The sequence below is a fragment of the Chryseobacterium sp. 22543 genome (genome assembly GCF_052044565.1).
Taxonomy (GTDB): domain Bacteria; phylum Bacteroidota; class Bacteroidia; order Flavobacteriales; family Weeksellaceae; genus Chryseobacterium.
Window position 1 is genome coordinate 417,775 of the sequence record NZ_JBQENH010000002.1, and the last position, 16,905, is coordinate 434,679.

The following is a 16,905-nucleotide window of genomic DNA, read 5'->3' on the forward strand; positions in this document are numbered from 1 at the left end:
TAGGAGGTGCATTAGCACCTCCTTTTTTGTTTGTATTTCAAAATATAGAGCGTTTTATTTTTGTTAGTGTTATTATTTTTTTATTTTTGCTTTTAGTTAGAATATACAAACCTGAAATGCTTCAAGATTTAGAAAACAATTTTTCAGAATTAGAGAGAAAGATTTCGACTCTGCAAAAGAACTATAAAAATCTTACGGAAAATTTAAAAGAATTAAATATTGAGCATGAAGAGTTGAAGAAGAAGTATGATGAGGAAAGAAGAAAGAATCAGGTATTAGCAGAAGAACAAAAAAATATAAAACTTTATTCAGCAATATCAGGAAATCCTGAACACAATAGATTAATGAAAAACCATATCAACAGATTGGTGAAAGAAATTGATTTCTGTATTGCTCAGCTTCAAAACAGTGGATTATAATGGAGATAAGGAGAATAACCGTCAACATTGCAGGAAGAGTGTATCCGCTGAACGTACCGGCAGCAGAGGAGGAAACTTTGCGAAAAGTAGGGAAGCAGATCGAGAATATGATTAAAGATTTTGAACAGAACTTCGATGTAAGAGATAAACAGGATGCTTTGGCAATGTGTGCCCTGAAACTGGGAACCAATGCAGAAGTAGTTTCTCTGAACTACGAAAAAAATATTAATTCTACCAACGAAAGGTTAACGCAGATTAATCAATCGTTGAATGAAATCGGGAAATAGATTTTTTTTCCTGAAAAATTACTGCCTACAATAATTCTAACACATTAAAGGTAAACTCAACGCTAAACAATTACCGAACAAATGTCCATCGAATGGCGTGCCGGATTTCCGGATTACAGACAGTGGAAATCAGTTCAAATCGTGTTGATTAGGAGTTTACTCTCAATCTCTGGATTATTGTGGGCTTTTTTTATTTAACAAGGATATGAATACAATTAAAACTCAATATAAATTATGATAGAAGTTATAGTCGGTGTTGTTTGTTTAGTAATCGGGGCTGTAGTGGGAATGTTTTTCTCAAAAAGCTCTCTGAATACTAAGGCAAAATTCATCATAGATGATGCTAAGAAAAACGCCGAAAACCTTATAGAAAAAGCTAATGTACAAGCTGAATCCATAAAGAAAGAAAAGAACCTTCAGGCAAAAGAAAAATTCCTGGAACTGAAATCTCAGCATGATGCAGACATTCAGTCCCGTGAAAAGAAAATGCAGGAAGTTGAAAAGAGAACGAAAGACAAGGAGCACAAGCTGAATGATGAACTTAGCAAGACAGGAAAGCTTGAAAAAGATCTGGATAAGCAAATTGCAGATTATGCAAAGAAGACCGAAATCCTTGAAAGAAAACAGCAGGAATTAGATACAGCTAACGCTAAGAAAGTAGAAATACTTGAAAAAATCTCTAATTATACCGCTGATGAAGCTAAAGCAGAATTGGTAGAAACCATGAGAGCGGAAGCAAAAACAAGAGCACAGGCACACGTTCAGAGCATTATGGAAGAAGCTCAGATGAATGCCAAAAACGAAGCGAGAAAAATCGTTATCCAAACGATTCAGAGAATCGGAACAGAGCAGGCTATCGAAAACTCAGTATCCGTTTTCAATATTGAATCCGATGAAGTAAAGGGTAGAATTATCGGTAGAGAAGGTAGAAATATCCGTGCTTTAGAAGCCGTAACAGGAGTTGAAATCATCGTTGATGATACCCCGGAAGCTATTCTTCTTTCATGCTTTGACCCTGTAAGAAGGGAAATTGCAAGACTATCACTTCACAGATTGGTAACCGATGGTAGAATTCACCCGGCAAGAATCGAAGAAGTAGTTGAAAAAACTAGAAAACAGATCGAAGAGGAAATCATTGAAGTAGGTAAGAGAACCATCATTGATTTAGGAATCCACGGATTACACCCTGAATTGATCAAAATCGTAGGTAGAATGAAATACCGTTCTTCTTACGGACAAAACTTACTGCAGCACTCAAGAGAAGTAGCAAACATTGCTGCAACTATGGCTGCTGAGTTAGGATTAAACGTAAAATTAGCAAAAAGAGCAGGTCTTTTACACGATATCGGTAAAGTTCCTGAGCAGGAATCAGAATTACCACACGCTTTGTTAGGAATGCAGTGGGCTGAGAAATATGGTGAAAACCCTGAAGTAGTAAACGCGATTGGAGCTCACCACGACGAAATTGAAATGAAGTCTTTATTATCTCCAATCATTCAGGTTGCAGATGCAATCTCAGGAGCAAGACCGGGAGCAAGAAGACAGGTGCTGGAATCTTATATCCAGAGATTGAAAGACCTTGAATCTGCAGCATTAAGCTTTGACGGAGTTTCCAGTGCTTATGCAATCCAGGCGGGTAGAGAACTAAGAGTAATGGTAGAGAGCGGAAAAGTGAACGATGAAGTAGCTTCTCAACTTTCTTACGATATCTCTGAGAAAATTCAGAATGAACTGACTTATCCTGGACAGGTAAAAGTAACAGTAATCAGAGAAACGAGAGCTGTGAATATTGCCAGATAATAATCAGAAAAAGATATTTGATAAAAACCTTTCAAGAAATTGAAAGGTTTTTTATTTTTATCAAAACTTAAAAATGCAAGAACTGTCCATGTCTTCAAAACTGAAGTACATTTTCTCAATTCCCGTTATTATTTCTGCCTTAGGCTATTTTGTAGATATTTATGATCTCCTTTTATTCGGAATCGTTAGAATACCAAGTTTAAAAGCTCTGGGGCTTAATCCGGATGCTGACGGAACTTTTATTCTGAACTGTCAGATGGTAGGTCTTCTCATCGGAGGCGTTTTCTGGGGTATTTTCGGAGATAAAAAAGGAAGGCTTTCCGTACTCTTCGGATCTATTTTAGTGTATTCCTTAGCTAATATTGCCTGCGGTTTTCTTCCTTATTTTCCAAAAGAACATTTGTTGTACCAATATGCCGGTTTGAGGTTTATTGCAGGTATTGGGCTTGCCGGAGAGCTTGGAGCGGGAATTACGCTGGTTTCTGAAAGCCTGCCGAAGAGTTTGAGAGCAATCGGTACCTCGGTTGTTGCCGGTTTTGGATTAATGGGAGCTGTAGTGGCTCAGCTTACGGTAGAACTGGCCGGTGGCTGGAATATCTCTTATATTATCGGTGGTATCATGGGAATTATGTTATTGATACTGAGAATAAGTGTGTCAGAATCCGGAATTTATAAGAATATTGAACATAAAAATGTCTCAAAAGGAAATTTTCTGTCCTTTTTTACCAATAAAGAAAGATTGACAAGATACTTAAAATGTATTGCTGTAGGATTGCCTACATGGTATTGTATAGGGATTCTGGCTGTTTTAGCCAATCAGTTTGCCCCTGAATTAGGAATTAAAGAGATCAACCCAGGAAAAGCAATTATGTGGGCATATGTAGGGATTTCTGTGGGTGACCTATTGAGCGGATTTATTTCCCATGCTTTAAAATCCCGGAAAATGGCCATCTTCTATATGCTGATCTTTACTCTAATTGGGGTAGCAGTGATGTTATTCGGTAATACCAATACAGAAACAAAATACTATCTGTTTTGTGTATGGCTTGGTTTCGGAACAGGATATTGGGCCATGTTTGTGACACTGGCTGCAGAACAGTTCGGGACTAATATCAGAAATACCGCAACAACAACGGTACCTAATATGGTAAGAGGATTGGTGCCGGTTATGATTTTTGCTTTTGATTCTCTTAAAGGTCATTTTCCGGTTGTGGAGAGCGCGGCGATAGTGGGAGTCGTGGTATTTGGACTTGCATTTTATTCTTCACTTACTATTTCTGAAACCCACGACCGCGATCTTGAATTTACAGAATAATTTAAACTGTTTAAAAAAATAAAAAGGTTATTTCTTATTTTTAATATAATAATAACGTTATAATCAATAAATTATTAATTTTTATAGTGATTTTTGTTGCGTGTAATTAATATTTGTTTAACTTTGGAAGGTAACTAAAACTATATTGTTTAATCAAACTAAATCACATGAACATTATGAAAAACGCTAAAAAATTAAGAAAGCAAGATCTAAAAAATATCACAGGAGGAATAAGCGGTAACCCTGATTTATCTCTTTGTGGATGCAGCTGCTCAGGATCAGTAACAGGACCATGGTATTGCGTACAGTATATCGGTTGTCCACAGGTCTATACTTGTGGTGACGCCGCAATCTAAAGAAATTATTTCAATACGAAATAAACATTTCCACATTTAATATGCAGAACCCTTTTGATATCAAAAGGGTTCTGCTCATTTTAATGGATAATATAAAGAAGACTGCCAACACTTATAGTAATCCAAAGGAGTACAGCGGTTAGTAAAGGCTTTAATCCTATTGATTTCAGGGTTTGAAGAGAAAGAGTAGAACCTATGAAAAACAAGGTTAGATTCAGTCCGGATTTTGCTAAAACAGTTATAGAAGTACTGAAACGGTCAAGAAACGGGAAATACGTATTCAGAAGAATGGCCGCAATAAAATAACCGATGAACCACGGAATTTTTATCTTTGAATCTTTACTTTTAAAAATGAACATCGTGATCAATGAAACCGGAATGATCCAAAGGGCACGTGCCAATTTTACAGTCGTTGCTATTTTCAATGCTTCATCCCCATATTTGCTGGCGGCACCCACAACAGAACTTGTGTCATGAATTCCAACTGCACACCAAAGCCCAAACTGTTCCTGTGAAAGATTCAGCAAATGTCCTATGGCAGGATAAACAAACAATGCAATAGAATTTAATGTAAAAACAATAGCTAAAGCAAGTGAAATTTGTTTCGTGCTCGGTTTGATAATAGGAGATATTGCAGCAATTGCACTCCCTCCACAAATAGCGGTTCCTGCAGAAATAAGATAAGATAAAGGTCTTTCCAGTTTAAATACTTTTCCCAGGAAATATCCCAATACCATTACTGTAACAATACTTATAACCGTTAACATCAATCCTGTTTTTCCAGCATGAAGAGCTTCATCCAGTTTCAATCCGAATCCCAGACCGACAATCGAAATCTGCAGGAGCAAATGGATGTAGTGATGAAGGTGTTTCTCAAACGGATTTCCTATAAAAACAGCCAGAGCAAATCCCAAAACCAGAGCAATTGGCGAAGATATAAGCGGAGTAAGACATAGAACTGCCAATACAATAAAAAATACTTTTCGGATCATTTCATTTTGGATGAAATCTTTCATAATGCGAACTTTTAAAATCTGCACCAAAATTCTGGAAAATAGTATTACAAAGTAAATCGTATTTTGTTATATTGGATAACTAAAAGTTATAATTAATAAAGATAAAAGATGAAAGATGAAAGATGAAAGATGAAAGATCTTGTCGTTAAATTTACTATTTGCTTGACTACATCAATAGGGTTGAGCTTTAGCCCAGCCAAATAAATTTTAAAAATTGCATTGGCTTTAGCCAAAACTTAAAAGCTTTGTATATTTTTAATAACCATGCTAAAAAATAATAGGATTTTCTATTATTAATAGATTTTTACATCATAAGAGGATTACTCTGCAAATCTCAGGAAAAGCTTAATCAGCTCAGATTGTTGTCCTTTAGGCAGAATAAAATGAAAATCTCTTTCAATACTGAAGTTTTTGATGTCAATGACAGCCAGTACATTATTCTTAAGTTCGTTGAGGATCGTGCTGATCGATAGAAATGCCATACATTCCGAGTGAAGAAGATAGTTTTTGATACTCTCACTGCTTCCCAGCTGCATAACGGTATTCAGTTCATGGATATTGATGTCTTTCTCTTTAAGCCTGTTTTGTATAAACTCAAGTGTTCCGGAACCCTGTTCTCTGAAGATCAGATCCAGATGATAGAGATCTTTTAAGTTTAAAGTTTTATGGGCAAGAGGATGGTCTGATTTTGCTGCCAGAACAATTTCATCAGGCTTAAAAGTCCTGTATTCAAAATAAGAAGACTGTGATTCTCCTTCAATAATACCCAGATCTATTTTTTCTTCTTTTAAAAGTGTTGAGATCGTTTCTGTATTTCCCGTAAGAAGCTCAATCTTAATATCTTTATAATAAGAATTGAATTTGGCTAAAATTTCAGGTAAAATATACTGTGCAACGGTTGTACTGGCCCCGATAATCAGTTTTCCTTTATGCTGCTGACTGATCTGGCTGATTTCAAATTCCATGTCACGGTAGATACTTCTGATCTTTTCTGCATGTTCATACAGAATCTTTCCGCTCTGAGTAAGCTGAATAGAAGTTCCTTTACGGTCAAATAGCTTGGCACCTATCTGAGTTTCAATTTCTTTAATGTGTTTGGTAACAGCAGGTTGTGAAATATGAAGCTCTTCTGAAGCTTTAGTGAAACTTAATCGGGAAGCTACCGTATGGAAAACTTTTAATCTGTAATCGAACATGGGGTAAAATTACGAATTATAGTTGGAAATGGAGAAAGAGGTGTTGGAGAGTGGGAGGGTTTAAGGTTTAGAGTTTAAGGTTGTAGGTAACCAGCAACAAAAACAACTAGCAACAAGCAACAAGAAAACGGCTCATAAAAAATCCGAAACAGACTTATCCTGCTGACTTTCAAATCTTCTGTTTTTCGCGTCTCCGATTTTCTGTTGGGTATAAATACTATTGTGCCCTGAAAGAAGATAAGATACAACACAGGCAATGGCTATGTATACACCACATTCTGCTCCAAATAATTCGATTCCCATCAGCATACAGGCCAAAGGAGTATTGGTTGCTCCGGCAAATACTGCCACAAATCCCATCCCTGCCAGTAATCCGAACGGCAATGGAATAAAGACAGATAAAGCACTGCCTAAAGTTGCCCCGATAAAGAACAACGGGGTAACTTCTCCACCTTTGAATCCAGCTGAAAGTGTAACAATAGTAAAAATCATTTTTAAAGCAAAATCATACAAAGGAAGCTGCTTTTCAAAAGATTCTACAATCACAGGAATTCCTAATCCGATATATCGGGTGGTACCCATTGCAAAAACTGCCAGGGCAATGATAACTCCGCCTGCTACAGGACGAAAGGGTGGATATGTAATTTTTGATTTGAAAACAGAACCCATCCAGTGAATGATTTTACTGAAAGCAGCGGCACATATTCCAAAGATTATTCCTGCCAGAATACTGTATAGAATCGGTAAAAACTCAAGTTTTGGGATAAAATCAATATGATAATGGGTATGTTTTACATTCCAGAGATTAGTAGCCCAGTCTGCCAGAATTGCAGAAGCGAATGCCGGAAAGATGGCATTATAACGGATTCTTCCGATCAGAAAAACCTCAAGACCAAACACTGCTCCCGCCAGTGGAGTTCCGAAAACAGAACCAAACCCGGCCGCAATAGCCGCAATAATTAATATTTTTCTTTCATTTCTGTCAAGTTTAAAAGGTTTCGCAAGCTGATCAGCAATAGCACCTGCCATTTGAAGAGCTGTTCCTTCACGGCCTGCAGAACCTCCGAAAAAATGGGTTGCCATTGTTCCGAGATACACAAAAGGTGCCATCTTGAACGGAATAATTTCTTTGGGCTCATGAATAGTATCAATCAGCAGGTTGTTTCCCGCTTCCACATCTTTTCCGAAGTAATAATAGAGAAGTCCTATCAGAAATCCTGCCACAGGAAGCAAAGCAATCAGCCAGAGATGATTTTCCCTGAAATTCGTTGCCCATTCTAATGATTGAAGAAATCCTGCAGAAGCAGTTCCTACCAATGCGCCAATAATGGTACTAATACACAGCCATTTTAAAATATAAGGCAGCGACGGAAATTTTCTGAAGAAAAAATGAGTGTGGAATACTGCTTTTTTACCAAGTGTTCTTTGACTTTTTGACATAATAATCCTGATTAGTTATTTGTTAATAATCTTTTAATCAGGCGTCATCAGCTTTTGTAAAGCGGTTGGGTAAGGAAGAACACCATTTCCTTTTGTTCATGCAAATATATGAATAAAGATAAAAGATAAAAGATAAAAGATAAAAGATAAAAGATAAAAGATAAAAGCGCTAAACAACTTCTATGTTTTTAATAATGTATGGCCTTATCAATCTCAAGCGGATTGTTGTACTTTCTTATCACTTCCTGCATGCTTTTGGTCTGAGTGTTCAGCTCATCCACATTGCGGATCTCTTTTCCGTTGATATTTATTTTCAGGTCGTTGTTGGATTTGCTGAAATTGTTTCTTTCAAAAGCAAAAGGATCATTGTAAAACTCCATGATCAGTTTATATTTCTGTTTTTCATTGATGGGAATAGCTTTATTTCCGAAATTGGATTCAAGAAAGTTATCGGTAGCATATGTCTCTGTCAGCTCCTGACTTTTGATAAGATGATAAATGAAATTTTTCTTTGTATCAGAGATTTCAAATACTAAACCTGGAAGTCCTGAAAATTTAAAAGGACCTTCATTAAATGGGATCTCTTTATTGAACCAGGCAATCCAGCTTCTTCCACCAAACTCAGCCGTTGCTTTTTGTAATGTATATTGCTGAACCTGTCTGGTTTCGCTGGAAATATTCCACTTTATTTTATCATTGGTTTTAAAGGAGTAATATCCAAATTTTATATTGATAAAATTTTCATTTTCATTAGTGTTTATCTTTCTTTTTACCACTTGTCCGGTCATATCAACGTGTTTATTGTCCATGTTTCCGAATTTTTTATTCAAAGAATCTGCGATAAGAAGATTTCTTCCGTAAAATTTTACCTCTTTCGGATTAATATCTAAAATCATGTTGAATTTCTGATATTCAGATTCCGTAGAATCCATTTTTAATTGAAGCTCATAAATAAATCGATGGGTTTGTGAGTTCAAAGAAATAATAATCAGTAAGCAAAAGAGTTGTAAAATATTTTTCATGATTAAATATCTTTAGATTCAAGTTTCATTAAAATAAGAATGTTCAAGAATATACTTTTTACTCATCTTTATGCTGTCAAAAATATCTTTATCACTGGAATCCTGTTCCAAAAACCAATGTTTCAATCCTGCTTTTTCTCTGGCTTCGAAAATTTTTTTAAAATCAAGGGTTCCGTTTCCGATTTCTGCAAAATCTTTTGTTCCTGCTTTCATATCTTTCACATGCCACAATGGAAATCTTTTCGGATATTTTTCAAAATAAAGTAACGGATCTAAACCTGCTTTTGAAATCCAATATAAATCCAGCTCCATCTTAACTGCATCTGATGAAGTATTTTCTAAAATGTAATCATAAAAATTATTCCTTTCATCCATCTTTAGAAATTCAAAATCGTGATTATGATAAGCCAGTTGAATTCCGTTTCGTTTGGAGAGATTTCCTGCATTTTCAAGAATCTCAGGAAGTTTTTTATAATTTTCAAGTGTTCTTTCCGCTTCGGGAAGGTAGGAGCAAACTGCATATGTAGAACCAATAATGCTGAGATCATCCAACGTTGTATTCCAGTTTTTCAAAAGAGTTCCATCTTTCAGATTTGTAATTCCGGTTTGATGATGTGAACTGATCACCTTTAAACCATGAGCAGACAAAATATGTTTAAATTCTTTTGCTGTTTTTCCGAAAAACTTTCCGTCATAACCATAGATTTCAAATGTTGTAAAACCAAGTTCTGCCAGTTTTTCAAAAGTCTTCTCGAGATTATTAGCAATGGAATCCCGAACAGTGTACAGTTGAATGGCTAATGGTTTTTTATTCATATTTAAATTTGAAACTCCACAAGAATACAAACCCAAAAATCCCAATGAAGAAAGTCTGATGAAATCTTTTCTTTCCATTATAAAAAAGGTTTCATCTCATCTTCAATCTGTGTTCTTAATTCCATCAGACGTTTTGCATATATTTCCTGCTGTTTTTCTCCTTCCGTTTCCGGTATCCATTTGGGTACAGGCAGTTTTTTCCCATTTTCATCTACAGCAACAAAAACAATAATACAGTGGGTTTTTTTCTCAAAATTTGGCTGTTTCAGGTTTCTTGAAAAAACATTGATGGCGATATGCATACTTGAAGTTCCCGTATAGATTACCTGGGCATCTACTTTTACCACTTCACCAATTTTAATAGGGTCATAAAAACGGATTCCGCCTACATATACTGTGACGGAATAATTACCACTCCAGGTTGTCGCACATGCATAACCGGCCTGGTCAATCCATTTCATAACACTTCCTCCATGTACATTTCCTCCGTAATTAACATCTGAAGGCTCCGAAATAAACTGAAAAGTAATAGGCTTGTTCTGCATCTTTATAAAATTTTAATAAAGTTATTTAATAATTTCCAAAGTTTTAGATTAAATCCTACTTTTGAAAGACGAAACTTTCGATGAAAGAGAATTTTAACCCATAACAGATTTAGAAACCGTAATGAAGAAAGTATTTTATCTCAACACATGTGATACCTGCAGAAAAATTTTAGCCCAATTTGATCTTACAGACTGGGAACTTCGAGAAATCAAAAAAGAACCAATCTCGAAAGAAGAATTGGCGGAAATGCATAAAAAAACAAAATCATATGAAGCGTTGTTCAGTAAAAAATCTACTCAGATCAAATTAAGAGGATTAGATGTAAAATCCTTAACAGAAAAAGATTTTAAAGAACTTTTATTAGACCATTATACTTTTCTGAAAAGACCAGTTTTTATTACAGATAAGGAGATTTTCGTAGGAAATGATAAGAAAAATGTTGAAGCTTTAAAGGAATTTTTTGATATCAATGAATGAGATATCTGATTTTCATATTGCTTTATCTTACTGTTAGTATAAAAGGACAGACGGTTTACAGAACACCTTCGGGTACAAAATTTCATGCATCATCATGCAGAATGGTAAAAAATGTTTCTTCTGGTCTATCTGTAAATAAAGCTTTGGAAACTGGACTTCAACCTTGTAAGATCTGTAATCCGGGCAAAACGTCTGCATATGGAATTGTTTCCAGTCCGAAAAAAGTAAATGGTGTCAATAAAAGGAACCAATGTTTGGGAAGGACTAAAAAAGGGACTAGATGTAAGCATTATACCAGGATTGGGAATGATTATTGTTTCCAGCATATACCAAAATGATTTTATCTTTATTTTGTGATTTATTTTTAATTGGTTAATTATTAAATACTTATATTTATAATTACCAAAAAATAAAATCATGACTAAAAACTTTTCAAAAACAAAGAATCTTAACAGAGCTGCATTAAAGAACATTAATGGAGGATTGAGGCCTCTTATTGTTAACTGCTTTACTTTATGCGGGCCCGCAGGCGGAGTAATTTCCAATACACCGGGAGTAGGCGATGCCTGTAGTCCGGACAGAAAAGTCTGCTGTATCTGTAATTAAATGTAAAAAGAGGCTGTTATGGTCTCTTTTTTTTGTTTTTAAAGGTTAAATCCTAACTTTACTCTTCTTAATTTTAATATTTAAATGGAACAGATCCGGACTTATTTTGAAAAATCAGTGACAATGTCTGATCAGGATTGGGAGTTATTTTCATCAAAACTTGAAAGACAGAAGTTTTCCCGGAAACAACATCTGATCACTGCCGGAAAAACGGAAAATTATCTTGCTTTTATAGAAAAGGGAAGTGTAAGGTTTTATATTCCTAGGGAAGAAGATGATTTTACATTTTCATTTTCGTTTGCCGGAGAGTTTGTGAGTGCTTACGACTCTTTTCTTACGCGGAAACCCTGCAGTTATCATATTCAGGCCCTTGAAGAAACTGTGCTTTGGCGTATTTCACATCAGGATCTCAATACAGTCTATGAGAAAACAGAAATAGGAAATAAGATTGGGAGATTTGCCAGTGAAGGGCTTTATCTGGATAATTTTAAAAGAGAAATATCATTGCTGACCCAAACCGCCGAAGAACGGTATCTCGCCTTATTTTCAGAACAGCCGGATATTTTAAAGTATATTCCCTTGAAATATATTGCATCTTATATTGGGATCACTCCACAAGCCCTCAGTAGAATCAGGCGTAGAATTTCTTAACCTGGGTTCATTGTTTTGCCTGAATGGATGGCAGAACTTTGCAAAAAAAAGAAATGCCTGAAGCTATTTTACCTATCGTTCTGATCATCTCCCTGATCATTTTTAAACTGACCCGTAAAGAGTATGAATTTGCTCTTTCAGCCAGAATCGCTATGGCGGTGATGCTTTTAACTGCCGGAATTGCCCACTTTGTATATACACAGGGAATGGCATTGATGATTCCTCAAATCATACCTTATAAAACAGAAATGGTGTATGCAACCGGTTTTTTGGAAATTATCGGAGCGGCAGCATTGTTGATTCCGGGATTTCAGAAAACCATTGGCTGGTTGCTCATTGTGTTTTTTGTTCTCATCCTTCCTGCCAATATATATGCTGCATGGGAACATGTGAATATGAAGGCGGGGGACTTTTCAGGAAGTGGAGTGTCTTATTTATGGTACAGAATTCCACTTCAGCTGGTTTTTATAGGCTGGGTTTATTTTTCCTGTATCGGAATTCCAGTAAAGCTGAAACCTGAATTTGATGTATAATAATGAATAAAAAAAGGATGTCTCAAAGTAGAGAACATCCTTTTTTTGTCAATATCTTCTTGAACAATTATACAAAAGGAGCTTTTACCACTTTTGCAGGAATGTTCTTGTTTCTTACCTGAATAAAGATTTCAGATCCTAATTTGAAAAGAGGCTTGTCTACATACGCAAGACCCAAACCGATTTTCTTCATTGGAGACTGTGTTCCTGAAGTTACTTTTCCAATTACATTTCCTTCAGCATCTACTACAGGATAATCATGTCTTGGAACTCCTTTGTCTGTAAGTTCGAAAGCTACTAATTTTCTTGTAACACCTTCCTCTTTCTGTTTTGCGAAAGTATCTTTAGAAACGAAGTCTTTATCAAACTTAGTGATCCATCCTAAACCAGCTTCAATAGGAGAAGTAGTATCATCAATGTCATTTCCGTAAAGACAGAACCCTTTTTCTAATCTTAAAGTATCTCTGGCAGCCAATCCACAAGGAATAATTCCTTCTTCTTTACCTGCTTCCATTACCGCATCCCAAAGTTTTTCAGCACTTTCGTTATTGAAATAAATCTCAAAACCACCGCTTCCTGTATATCCGGTGTTTGAAATAATCACATTATTTTCTCCTGCAACACTTCCCACTGTGAAATGGTAGTAAGGAATTTCTGAAAGATTTACCTCTGTAAGCTTTTGAAGGATTTCCGTTGCTTTAGGCCCCTGAACTGCCAATAATGACATCTCATCAGAAGCATTATTCATTTTAGCCCCGAAAGTATTGTATTTTGAAATATGATTCCAGTCTTTGTCAATGTTAGATGCATTTACAACCACGAAATATTTGTCATCTTCCATTTTGTAAACGATAAGGTCATCTACAATTCCTCCGTTTTCGTTTGGAAGACAAGAATACTGAGCTTTTCCATTTTCCAGAGCATCTACATTATTGGTCGTTACAAACTGTAAAAGATCTTTTGAACCCGGCCCTTCGATGAAAAACTGTCCCATGTGGGAAACATCAAATAATCCTGCTTTTTCTCTTACTGCAAAGTGCTCTTCTGTAACCCCTGAATATTGAACAGGCATTTCAAAACCCGCGAAAGGTACGATCTTAGCTCCCAAAGAAACATGTTTGTCGTACAAGGCTGTTTTCTTCATATTTAATTTTATTTCTTTATTTTAAAACTGTTAAAAGTCTCATTGAATTGGGTCATGTAGTTTCCGTTCCAGAATTTCTGGCCACAGTTGATGGAAACTAAATATAAGTTTTTGTCTTTTTGAAAAACTTTGGTTATCCAGAACAGCTTCTCTTTTTCATCAAAGTGTTCATATAGATATTCTGTATATCCTTTTTGGCTCCTTTTATCTTTTACTTTGTTTACTTGATCTTGTGACTGATAAAGTGCCAGGATGAATTTTTTAACTTCTTCTTTTGAAAGTGCTAAATCATGATATTCCGAAATCGTAATAGCCCCAATCTGGCTGGTAGGAAAAATATTGATGATCTCACTGTCATTCGTAGATTTCCACCCGTCAGGAACGTTAATAGAGTAGTTGGAATTTTCGTATACTTTTGCTTTTTGGGCAAAAAACAGACTTCCCGTTACAATTGCAGAAAAAAGCAATATTTTTTTCATCATTAAAAATGGTGTTTATATTCTTCGAGGATGATTTTGAACCATTCTGTAAAGTTTTCAGGATGTTCAGAGATTTCTCTGTCCAGATTTTCCGGGGAAATAAACCTTACATCTTCCACTTCTTCTTTATTCAGATTGAAATCAGCTTCATGGTTTCCCACAAATACATGATCCAGCTCGTGCTCCCAAAGGCCGCTACCTACATCTGCTTTATAAATAAAATTGAATTTTTCCGAAAGTTCTGCCTCAATTCCGAGTTCTTCCTTTAATCTGCGTATTGCTCCTTCCTTATAGGTTTCCCCATGTCTTGGATGTGAACACACAGCATTGGTCCATTGATTGGGAGAATGGTATTTGCCTGAAGCCCTTTTCTGAAGAAGCATTTCTCCTTTACTGTTGAACAGAAATACAGAAAAAGCACGGTGTAACAGGCCATTGATGTGAGCCTGCTGTTTTTCCATCAGCCCTAAAACTTCATCTTCAGGATTTACTAAAACGACAAATTCTTCCATTCCTACAAATGTAAGAGTAATAAATGTATTTTGGAAATTTTTAGATAAACATCATGCTTTTTGTAATAATGTTGAGAAGGCAGAGAATGTTTACAGGCAAATCTGCAAATTCACTTTTGCCCCTTTTATCTGTCTTTATATATTACTCATAAAAAGAAATATCAAAACGAAAAATTTTAACTATTTGTAATGAAATGACTAATAAAATATTGATATAATTCTTTAAATAATAGTTTTTTTAGTATATTTTTAACATAAACTAAGTTTAACGTGCCTGATAGTTGTAAAAACGCTAACTTTGTTACTTAATATTTAGTAATGGAATTAGAATACATTGAACACATTAGTCCTATTCTAAAGGATGACATAAAAAATTACTTAATAGATATCGACGGAACCATTACAGATGACGTTCCCAACGAAGAACCGGAAAGAATGGTGACCTGCGAACCTTATCCTGATGCGTTGGAAACTATCAACAGATGGTATGATGAAGGGCATCAGATCTGCTTTTTTACTTCAAGAACCGAAAATCTGAAACAAATCACCATAGACTGGCTGGATAAGCATGGCTTCAAATACCACAGCGTACTTTGCGGAAAACCAAGAGGAGGAAATTATCACTGGATAGATAATCACCTGGTAAGAGCTACAAGATACAAAGGAAGATTTACAGATTTGGTAGAAAAGCAAGTGACCATTGAAGTATTCAAAGAAGACGGCGAATAAAAATATAATTCAAAGATTTAAAGATTAAATGTGAATCAGTTCCTTTAATTTTTAAATCTTTCATTTTTTAATATACTCGATATTTTATGAAAGTTTTAGCAAACGACGGCCTGGATCAATCTGGAATAGATGCATTGACAGAAAAAGGCTTTGAGGTGATCACTACAAAAGTTTCACAGGAATTTTTAGTAGATTATATTAACGAGCACAAAATCCGAACTCTATTGGTGAGAAGTGCTACGCAGGTAAGAAAAGATATTATTGACGGATGCCCATCTATAGACATTATTGGCAGAGGTGGAGTAGGTATGGATAATATTGATGTAGACTATGCAAGAGAAAAAGGAATCCACGTGATCAATACTCCTTCAGCTTCTTCGGAATCAGTGGCTGAACTTGTTTTTGCCCATTTATTTTCCGGCGCAAGATTTCTTCAGGATTCCAACAGAAAAATGCCTTTGGTAGGAGATACTGAATTTGGAAGTCTTAAAAAAGCATATGCTGCCGGTATCGAACTGAGAGGAAAGACAATTGGTATTGTTGGGATGGGAAGAATTGGCCAGGAAGTAGCCAGGATTGCTTTAGGACTAGGGATGAGAGTGGTTGCAGCTGATAATAATGTAGGAAAAGCCAGCATTAAAGTAAAGTTTTATAACAACCAATTTATCAATGTTGATATAGAAACAGAACCATTACAGGAGGTTTTGAAACATTCAGATTTTATTACGCTGCATGTTCCGGCTCAGAAAGAAGGCTATATGATTGGCAAGAATGAATTTGAAATAATGAAAGACGGAGTAGCTGTTGTCAACTGTTCCAGAGGAGGAGTTATTGATGAAGCAGCGTTGATTCAGGCATTGGATTCCGGTAAAGTAAGATTTGCAGGATTAGATGTTTTCATTAATGAACCAACACCTTCTAAAGAAATCCTTAGTCACTCTAAAATCTCTCTTACCCCTCACACAGGAGCTTCTACTCTTGAAGCACAGGACAGGATAGGACTTTCCCTGGCTGAGCAGATTTCAAGTATTTTACAGATTCAATAATTAATTTGAAATGATATAATAAAAGCACCTCTATGGAGGTGCTTTTTTATTTTTAAACTGTTGTGAGATTACAGATTATATATTCTTGCTTTTCAATAAATCTCTGATCTCTGTCAGTAATTTTTGATCTTCAGTAGGTCCTGCAGGAGCTGGAGCTTCTTTTTTGTTCACTTTATTCGCAAATTTAATAATCCAGAAAAGAACCATAGCAATACAAAGGAAACTGATTACAGCAGAAACGAAGTTTCCGTATGCAACACCATTCCATGAAAGTTTTGCAATGTTTTCTGCACCTGCTGCTTTCAATGCCGGGTTTAGTATCAGAGGAGTGATTACATCTTCCACTAAAGACGAAACAATTTTACCAAAAGCTGCACCAATGATAACACCGACAGCCAGATCGAGAACATTCCCCTTAAAGGCAAATTCTTTAAATTCTTTAACAAATCCCATAATTTATATTTTTTTAATTAGTATATACACAAAAATATAATTTAAAAATGTAAAAAACACTA

General features: G+C 35.6%; 21 protein-coding genes and 1 riboswitch. Of the genes, 11 read left to right on the forward strand and 10 right to left on the reverse strand.

Going from position 1 to position 16,905, the window contains the following annotated elements; translation table 11 throughout:
* The first annotated feature begins 26 nt into the window (after window positions 1-26).
* The 5 genes from ACTJIP_RS07720 (at window position 27) to ACTJIP_RS07740 (ending at window position 4,177) form a co-directional block, all read left to right on the forward strand.
* Entirely contained in the window at window positions 27-419 is a 393-nt protein-coding gene (locus ACTJIP_RS07720; protein WP_228408711.1) for a hypothetical protein, read from the forward strand.
* Window positions 419-706, forward strand: a complete 288-nt coding sequence (locus ACTJIP_RS07725) for a cell division protein ZapA (RefSeq protein WP_077415090.1) — start codon at window positions 419-421, stop codon at window positions 704-706. The genes ACTJIP_RS07720 and ACTJIP_RS07725 overlap by 1 nt, the downstream gene beginning before the upstream one ends.
* 234 nt (window positions 707-940) lie before the next feature.
* Window positions 941-2,506, forward strand: coding sequence for a ribonuclease Y (rny, locus tag ACTJIP_RS07730; protein WP_047376862.1), 1,566 nt, complete (start codon window positions 941-943; stop codon window positions 2,504-2,506).
* A gap of 73 nt (window positions 2,507-2,579) precedes the next feature.
* A complete protein-coding gene (locus ACTJIP_RS07735; RefSeq protein ID WP_180565531.1) occupies window positions 2,580-3,821 on the forward strand; it encodes an MFS transporter in 1,242 nt (413 codons plus the stop codon).
* A 167-nt stretch (window positions 3,822-3,988) separates the two neighbouring features.
* Window positions 3,989-4,177, forward strand: a complete 189-nt coding sequence (locus tag ACTJIP_RS07740) for a hypothetical protein (RefSeq protein WP_047383398.1) — start codon at window positions 3,989-3,991, stop codon at window positions 4,175-4,177.
* 80 nt (window positions 4,178-4,257) lie between these two features.
* Here ACTJIP_RS07740 and ACTJIP_RS07745 read toward each other — a convergent pair whose 3' ends face one another.
* The 6 genes from ACTJIP_RS07745 to ACTJIP_RS07770 all read right to left on the reverse strand — a co-directional run bounded on the left by ACTJIP_RS07745 (window position 4,258) and on the right by ACTJIP_RS07770 (window position 10,212).
* A complete protein-coding gene (locus ACTJIP_RS07745) occupies window positions 4,258-5,193 on the reverse strand; it encodes a YeiH family protein (protein ID WP_077415086.1) in 936 nt (311 codons plus the stop codon).
* Between the two features lie 320 nt (window positions 5,194-5,513).
* Window positions 5,514-6,389, reverse strand: coding sequence for a LysR family transcriptional regulator (locus ACTJIP_RS07750; RefSeq protein WP_077415084.1), 876 nt, complete (start codon window positions 6,387-6,389; stop codon window positions 5,514-5,516).
* A gap of 132 nt (window positions 6,390-6,521) precedes the next feature.
* Entirely contained in the window at window positions 6,522-7,829 is a 1,308-nt protein-coding gene (locus tag ACTJIP_RS07755) for a voltage-gated chloride channel family protein (protein WP_175627212.1), read from the reverse strand.
* A gap of 31 nt (window positions 7,830-7,860) precedes the next feature.
* A riboswitch (Fluoride riboswitch) is annotated at window positions 7,861-7,928 on the reverse strand.
* Window positions 7,929-8,017: 89 nt separating this feature from the next.
* Entirely contained in the window at window positions 8,018-8,851 is an 834-nt protein-coding gene (locus tag ACTJIP_RS07760; protein WP_440704322.1) for a GLPGLI family protein, read from the reverse strand.
* Between the two features lie 18 nt (window positions 8,852-8,869).
* Window positions 8,870-9,745 carry a sugar phosphate isomerase/epimerase family protein gene (locus ACTJIP_RS07765; protein WP_440704323.1) on the reverse strand — a complete coding sequence of 292 codons (876 nt, stop codon included), beginning with the start codon at window positions 9,743-9,745 and terminating at the stop codon, window positions 8,870-8,872.
* Window positions 9,745-10,212, reverse strand: coding sequence for an acyl-CoA thioesterase (locus ACTJIP_RS07770; protein WP_077415078.1), 468 nt, complete (start codon window positions 10,210-10,212; stop codon window positions 9,745-9,747). Before ACTJIP_RS07770 ends, ACTJIP_RS07765 begins: the two co-directional genes overlap by 1 nt.
* Window positions 10,213-10,333: 121 nt before the next feature.
* Here ACTJIP_RS07770 and ACTJIP_RS07775 point away from each other — a divergent pair, with 121 nt between their 5' ends.
* From ACTJIP_RS07775 to ACTJIP_RS07790, 4 genes are all read left to right on the forward strand, one after another.
* Window positions 10,334-10,690 carry an arsenate reductase family protein gene (locus ACTJIP_RS07775; RefSeq protein ID WP_077415076.1) on the forward strand — a complete coding sequence of 119 codons (357 nt, stop codon included), beginning with the start codon at window positions 10,334-10,336 and terminating at the stop codon, window positions 10,688-10,690.
* Window positions 10,691-11,107: 417 nt separating this feature from the next.
* Complete coding sequence (locus ACTJIP_RS07780; RefSeq protein WP_077415072.1) at window positions 11,108-11,296, forward strand: hypothetical protein; 189 nt, start codon at window positions 11,108-11,110, stop codon at window positions 11,294-11,296.
* A gap of 84 nt (window positions 11,297-11,380) precedes the next feature.
* Entirely contained in the window at window positions 11,381-11,947 is a 567-nt protein-coding gene (locus ACTJIP_RS07785; RefSeq protein ID WP_077415070.1) for a Crp/Fnr family transcriptional regulator, read from the forward strand.
* 53 nt (window positions 11,948-12,000) lie between these two features.
* Entirely contained in the window at window positions 12,001-12,480 is a 480-nt protein-coding gene (locus ACTJIP_RS07790; protein ID WP_180565538.1) for a DoxX family protein, read from the forward strand.
* 67 nt (window positions 12,481-12,547) lie between these two features.
* Here the strand turns inward: ACTJIP_RS07790 and gcvT are convergent, their stop codons facing one another.
* The 3 genes from gcvT to idi are packed head-to-tail and all read right to left on the reverse strand — an operon-like array spanning window position 12,548 to window position 14,615.
* Window positions 12,548-13,624: a glycine cleavage system aminomethyltransferase GcvT gene (gene gcvT / locus ACTJIP_RS07795; RefSeq protein ID WP_180565539.1), complete on the reverse strand. Its 1,077-nt coding sequence runs from the start codon at window positions 13,622-13,624 to the stop codon at window positions 12,548-12,550.
* An 8-nt stretch (window positions 13,625-13,632) separates the two neighbouring features.
* On the reverse strand, window positions 13,633-14,106 hold the full coding sequence (locus ACTJIP_RS07800) for a hypothetical protein (RefSeq protein ID WP_077415066.1): 474 nt from the start codon (window positions 14,104-14,106) through the stop codon (window positions 13,633-13,635).
* The gene (idi, locus tag ACTJIP_RS07805) at window positions 14,106-14,615 is read right to left on the reverse strand and encodes an isopentenyl-diphosphate Delta-isomerase (RefSeq protein ID WP_077415064.1); all 510 of its coding nucleotides are present in this window, start codon (window positions 14,613-14,615) and stop codon (window positions 14,106-14,108) included. The genes ACTJIP_RS07800 and idi overlap by 1 nt, the downstream gene beginning before the upstream one ends.
* A gap of 318 nt (window positions 14,616-14,933) precedes the next feature.
* Between idi and ACTJIP_RS07810 the strand changes: the two genes are divergently transcribed.
* Window positions 14,934-15,344: an LNS2 domain-containing protein gene (locus ACTJIP_RS07810; RefSeq protein WP_077415062.1), complete on the forward strand. Its 411-nt coding sequence runs from the start codon at window positions 14,934-14,936 to the stop codon at window positions 15,342-15,344.
* Window positions 15,345-15,430: 86 nt separating this feature from the next.
* Window positions 15,431-16,390 (forward strand): D-2-hydroxyacid dehydrogenase, encoded by a 960-nt coding sequence (locus ACTJIP_RS07815; RefSeq protein ID WP_077415060.1) that lies wholly within the window; start codon window positions 15,431-15,433, stop codon window positions 16,388-16,390.
* Between the two features lie 75 nt (window positions 16,391-16,465).
* On the opposite strand, the gene mscL is transcribed toward ACTJIP_RS07815, so the two are convergent.
* Window positions 16,466-16,843 carry a large conductance mechanosensitive channel protein MscL gene (gene mscL / locus ACTJIP_RS07820; protein ID WP_077415058.1) on the reverse strand — a complete coding sequence of 126 codons (378 nt, stop codon included), beginning with the start codon at window positions 16,841-16,843 and terminating at the stop codon, window positions 16,466-16,468.
* Window positions 16,844-16,905 lie beyond the last annotated feature (62 nt).

Excerpts from the sequence above, each read along its gene's own strand:
- ACTJIP_RS07735 (WP_180565531.1), top strand. The coding sequence starts at position 2,580 with ATGCAAGAACTGTCCATGTCTTCAAAACTGAAGTACATTTTCTCAATT.
- ACTJIP_RS07800 (WP_077415066.1), bottom strand. The coding sequence starts at position 14,106 with ATGATGAAAAAAATATTGCTTTTTTCTGCAATTGTAACGGGAAGTCTG.
- idi (WP_077415064.1), bottom strand. The coding sequence starts at position 14,615 with ATGGAAGAATTTGTCGTTTTAGTAAATCCTGAAGATGAAGTTTTAGGG.
- ACTJIP_RS07765 (WP_440704323.1), bottom strand. The coding sequence starts at position 9,745 with ATGGAAAGAAAAGATTTCATCAGACTTTCTTCATTGGGATTTTTGGGT.
- ACTJIP_RS07780 (WP_077415072.1), top strand. The coding sequence starts at position 11,108 with ATGACTAAAAACTTTTCAAAAACAAAGAATCTTAACAGAGCTGCATTA.
- ACTJIP_RS07745 (WP_077415086.1), bottom strand. The coding sequence starts at position 5,193 with ATGAAAGATTTCATCCAAAATGAAATGATCCGAAAAGTATTTTTTATT.
- gcvT (WP_180565539.1), bottom strand. The coding sequence starts at position 13,624 with ATGAAGAAAACAGCCTTGTACGACAAACATGTTTCTTTGGGAGCTAAG.
- mscL (WP_077415058.1), bottom strand. The coding sequence starts at position 16,843 with ATGGGATTTGTTAAAGAATTTAAAGAATTTGCCTTTAAGGGGAATGTT.
- rny (WP_047376862.1), top strand. The coding sequence starts at position 941 with ATGATAGAAGTTATAGTCGGTGTTGTTTGTTTAGTAATCGGGGCTGTA.
- ACTJIP_RS07770 (WP_077415078.1), bottom strand. The coding sequence starts at position 10,212 with ATGCAGAACAAGCCTATTACTTTTCAGTTTATTTCGGAGCCTTCAGAT.
- ACTJIP_RS07725 (WP_077415090.1), top strand. The coding sequence starts at position 419 with ATGGAGATAAGGAGAATAACCGTCAACATTGCAGGAAGAGTGTATCCG.
- ACTJIP_RS07775 (WP_077415076.1), top strand. The coding sequence starts at position 10,334 with ATGAAGAAAGTATTTTATCTCAACACATGTGATACCTGCAGAAAAATT.
- ACTJIP_RS07760 (WP_440704322.1), bottom strand. The coding sequence starts at position 8,851 with ATGAAAAATATTTTACAACTCTTTTGCTTACTGATTATTATTTCTTTG.
- ACTJIP_RS07815 (WP_077415060.1), top strand. The coding sequence starts at position 15,431 with ATGAAAGTTTTAGCAAACGACGGCCTGGATCAATCTGGAATAGATGCA.
- ACTJIP_RS07740 (WP_047383398.1), top strand. The coding sequence starts at position 3,989 with ATGAACATTATGAAAAACGCTAAAAAATTAAGAAAGCAAGATCTAAAA.
- ACTJIP_RS07750 (WP_077415084.1), bottom strand. The coding sequence starts at position 6,389 with ATGTTCGATTACAGATTAAAAGTTTTCCATACGGTAGCTTCCCGATTA.
- ACTJIP_RS07810 (WP_077415062.1), top strand. The coding sequence starts at position 14,934 with ATGGAATTAGAATACATTGAACACATTAGTCCTATTCTAAAGGATGAC.
- ACTJIP_RS07755 (WP_175627212.1), bottom strand. The coding sequence starts at position 7,829 with ATGTCAAAAAGTCAAAGAACACTTGGTAAAAAAGCAGTATTCCACACT.
- ACTJIP_RS07790 (WP_180565538.1), top strand. The coding sequence starts at position 12,001 with ATGCCTGAAGCTATTTTACCTATCGTTCTGATCATCTCCCTGATCATT.
- ACTJIP_RS07785 (WP_077415070.1), top strand. The coding sequence starts at position 11,381 with ATGGAACAGATCCGGACTTATTTTGAAAAATCAGTGACAATGTCTGAT.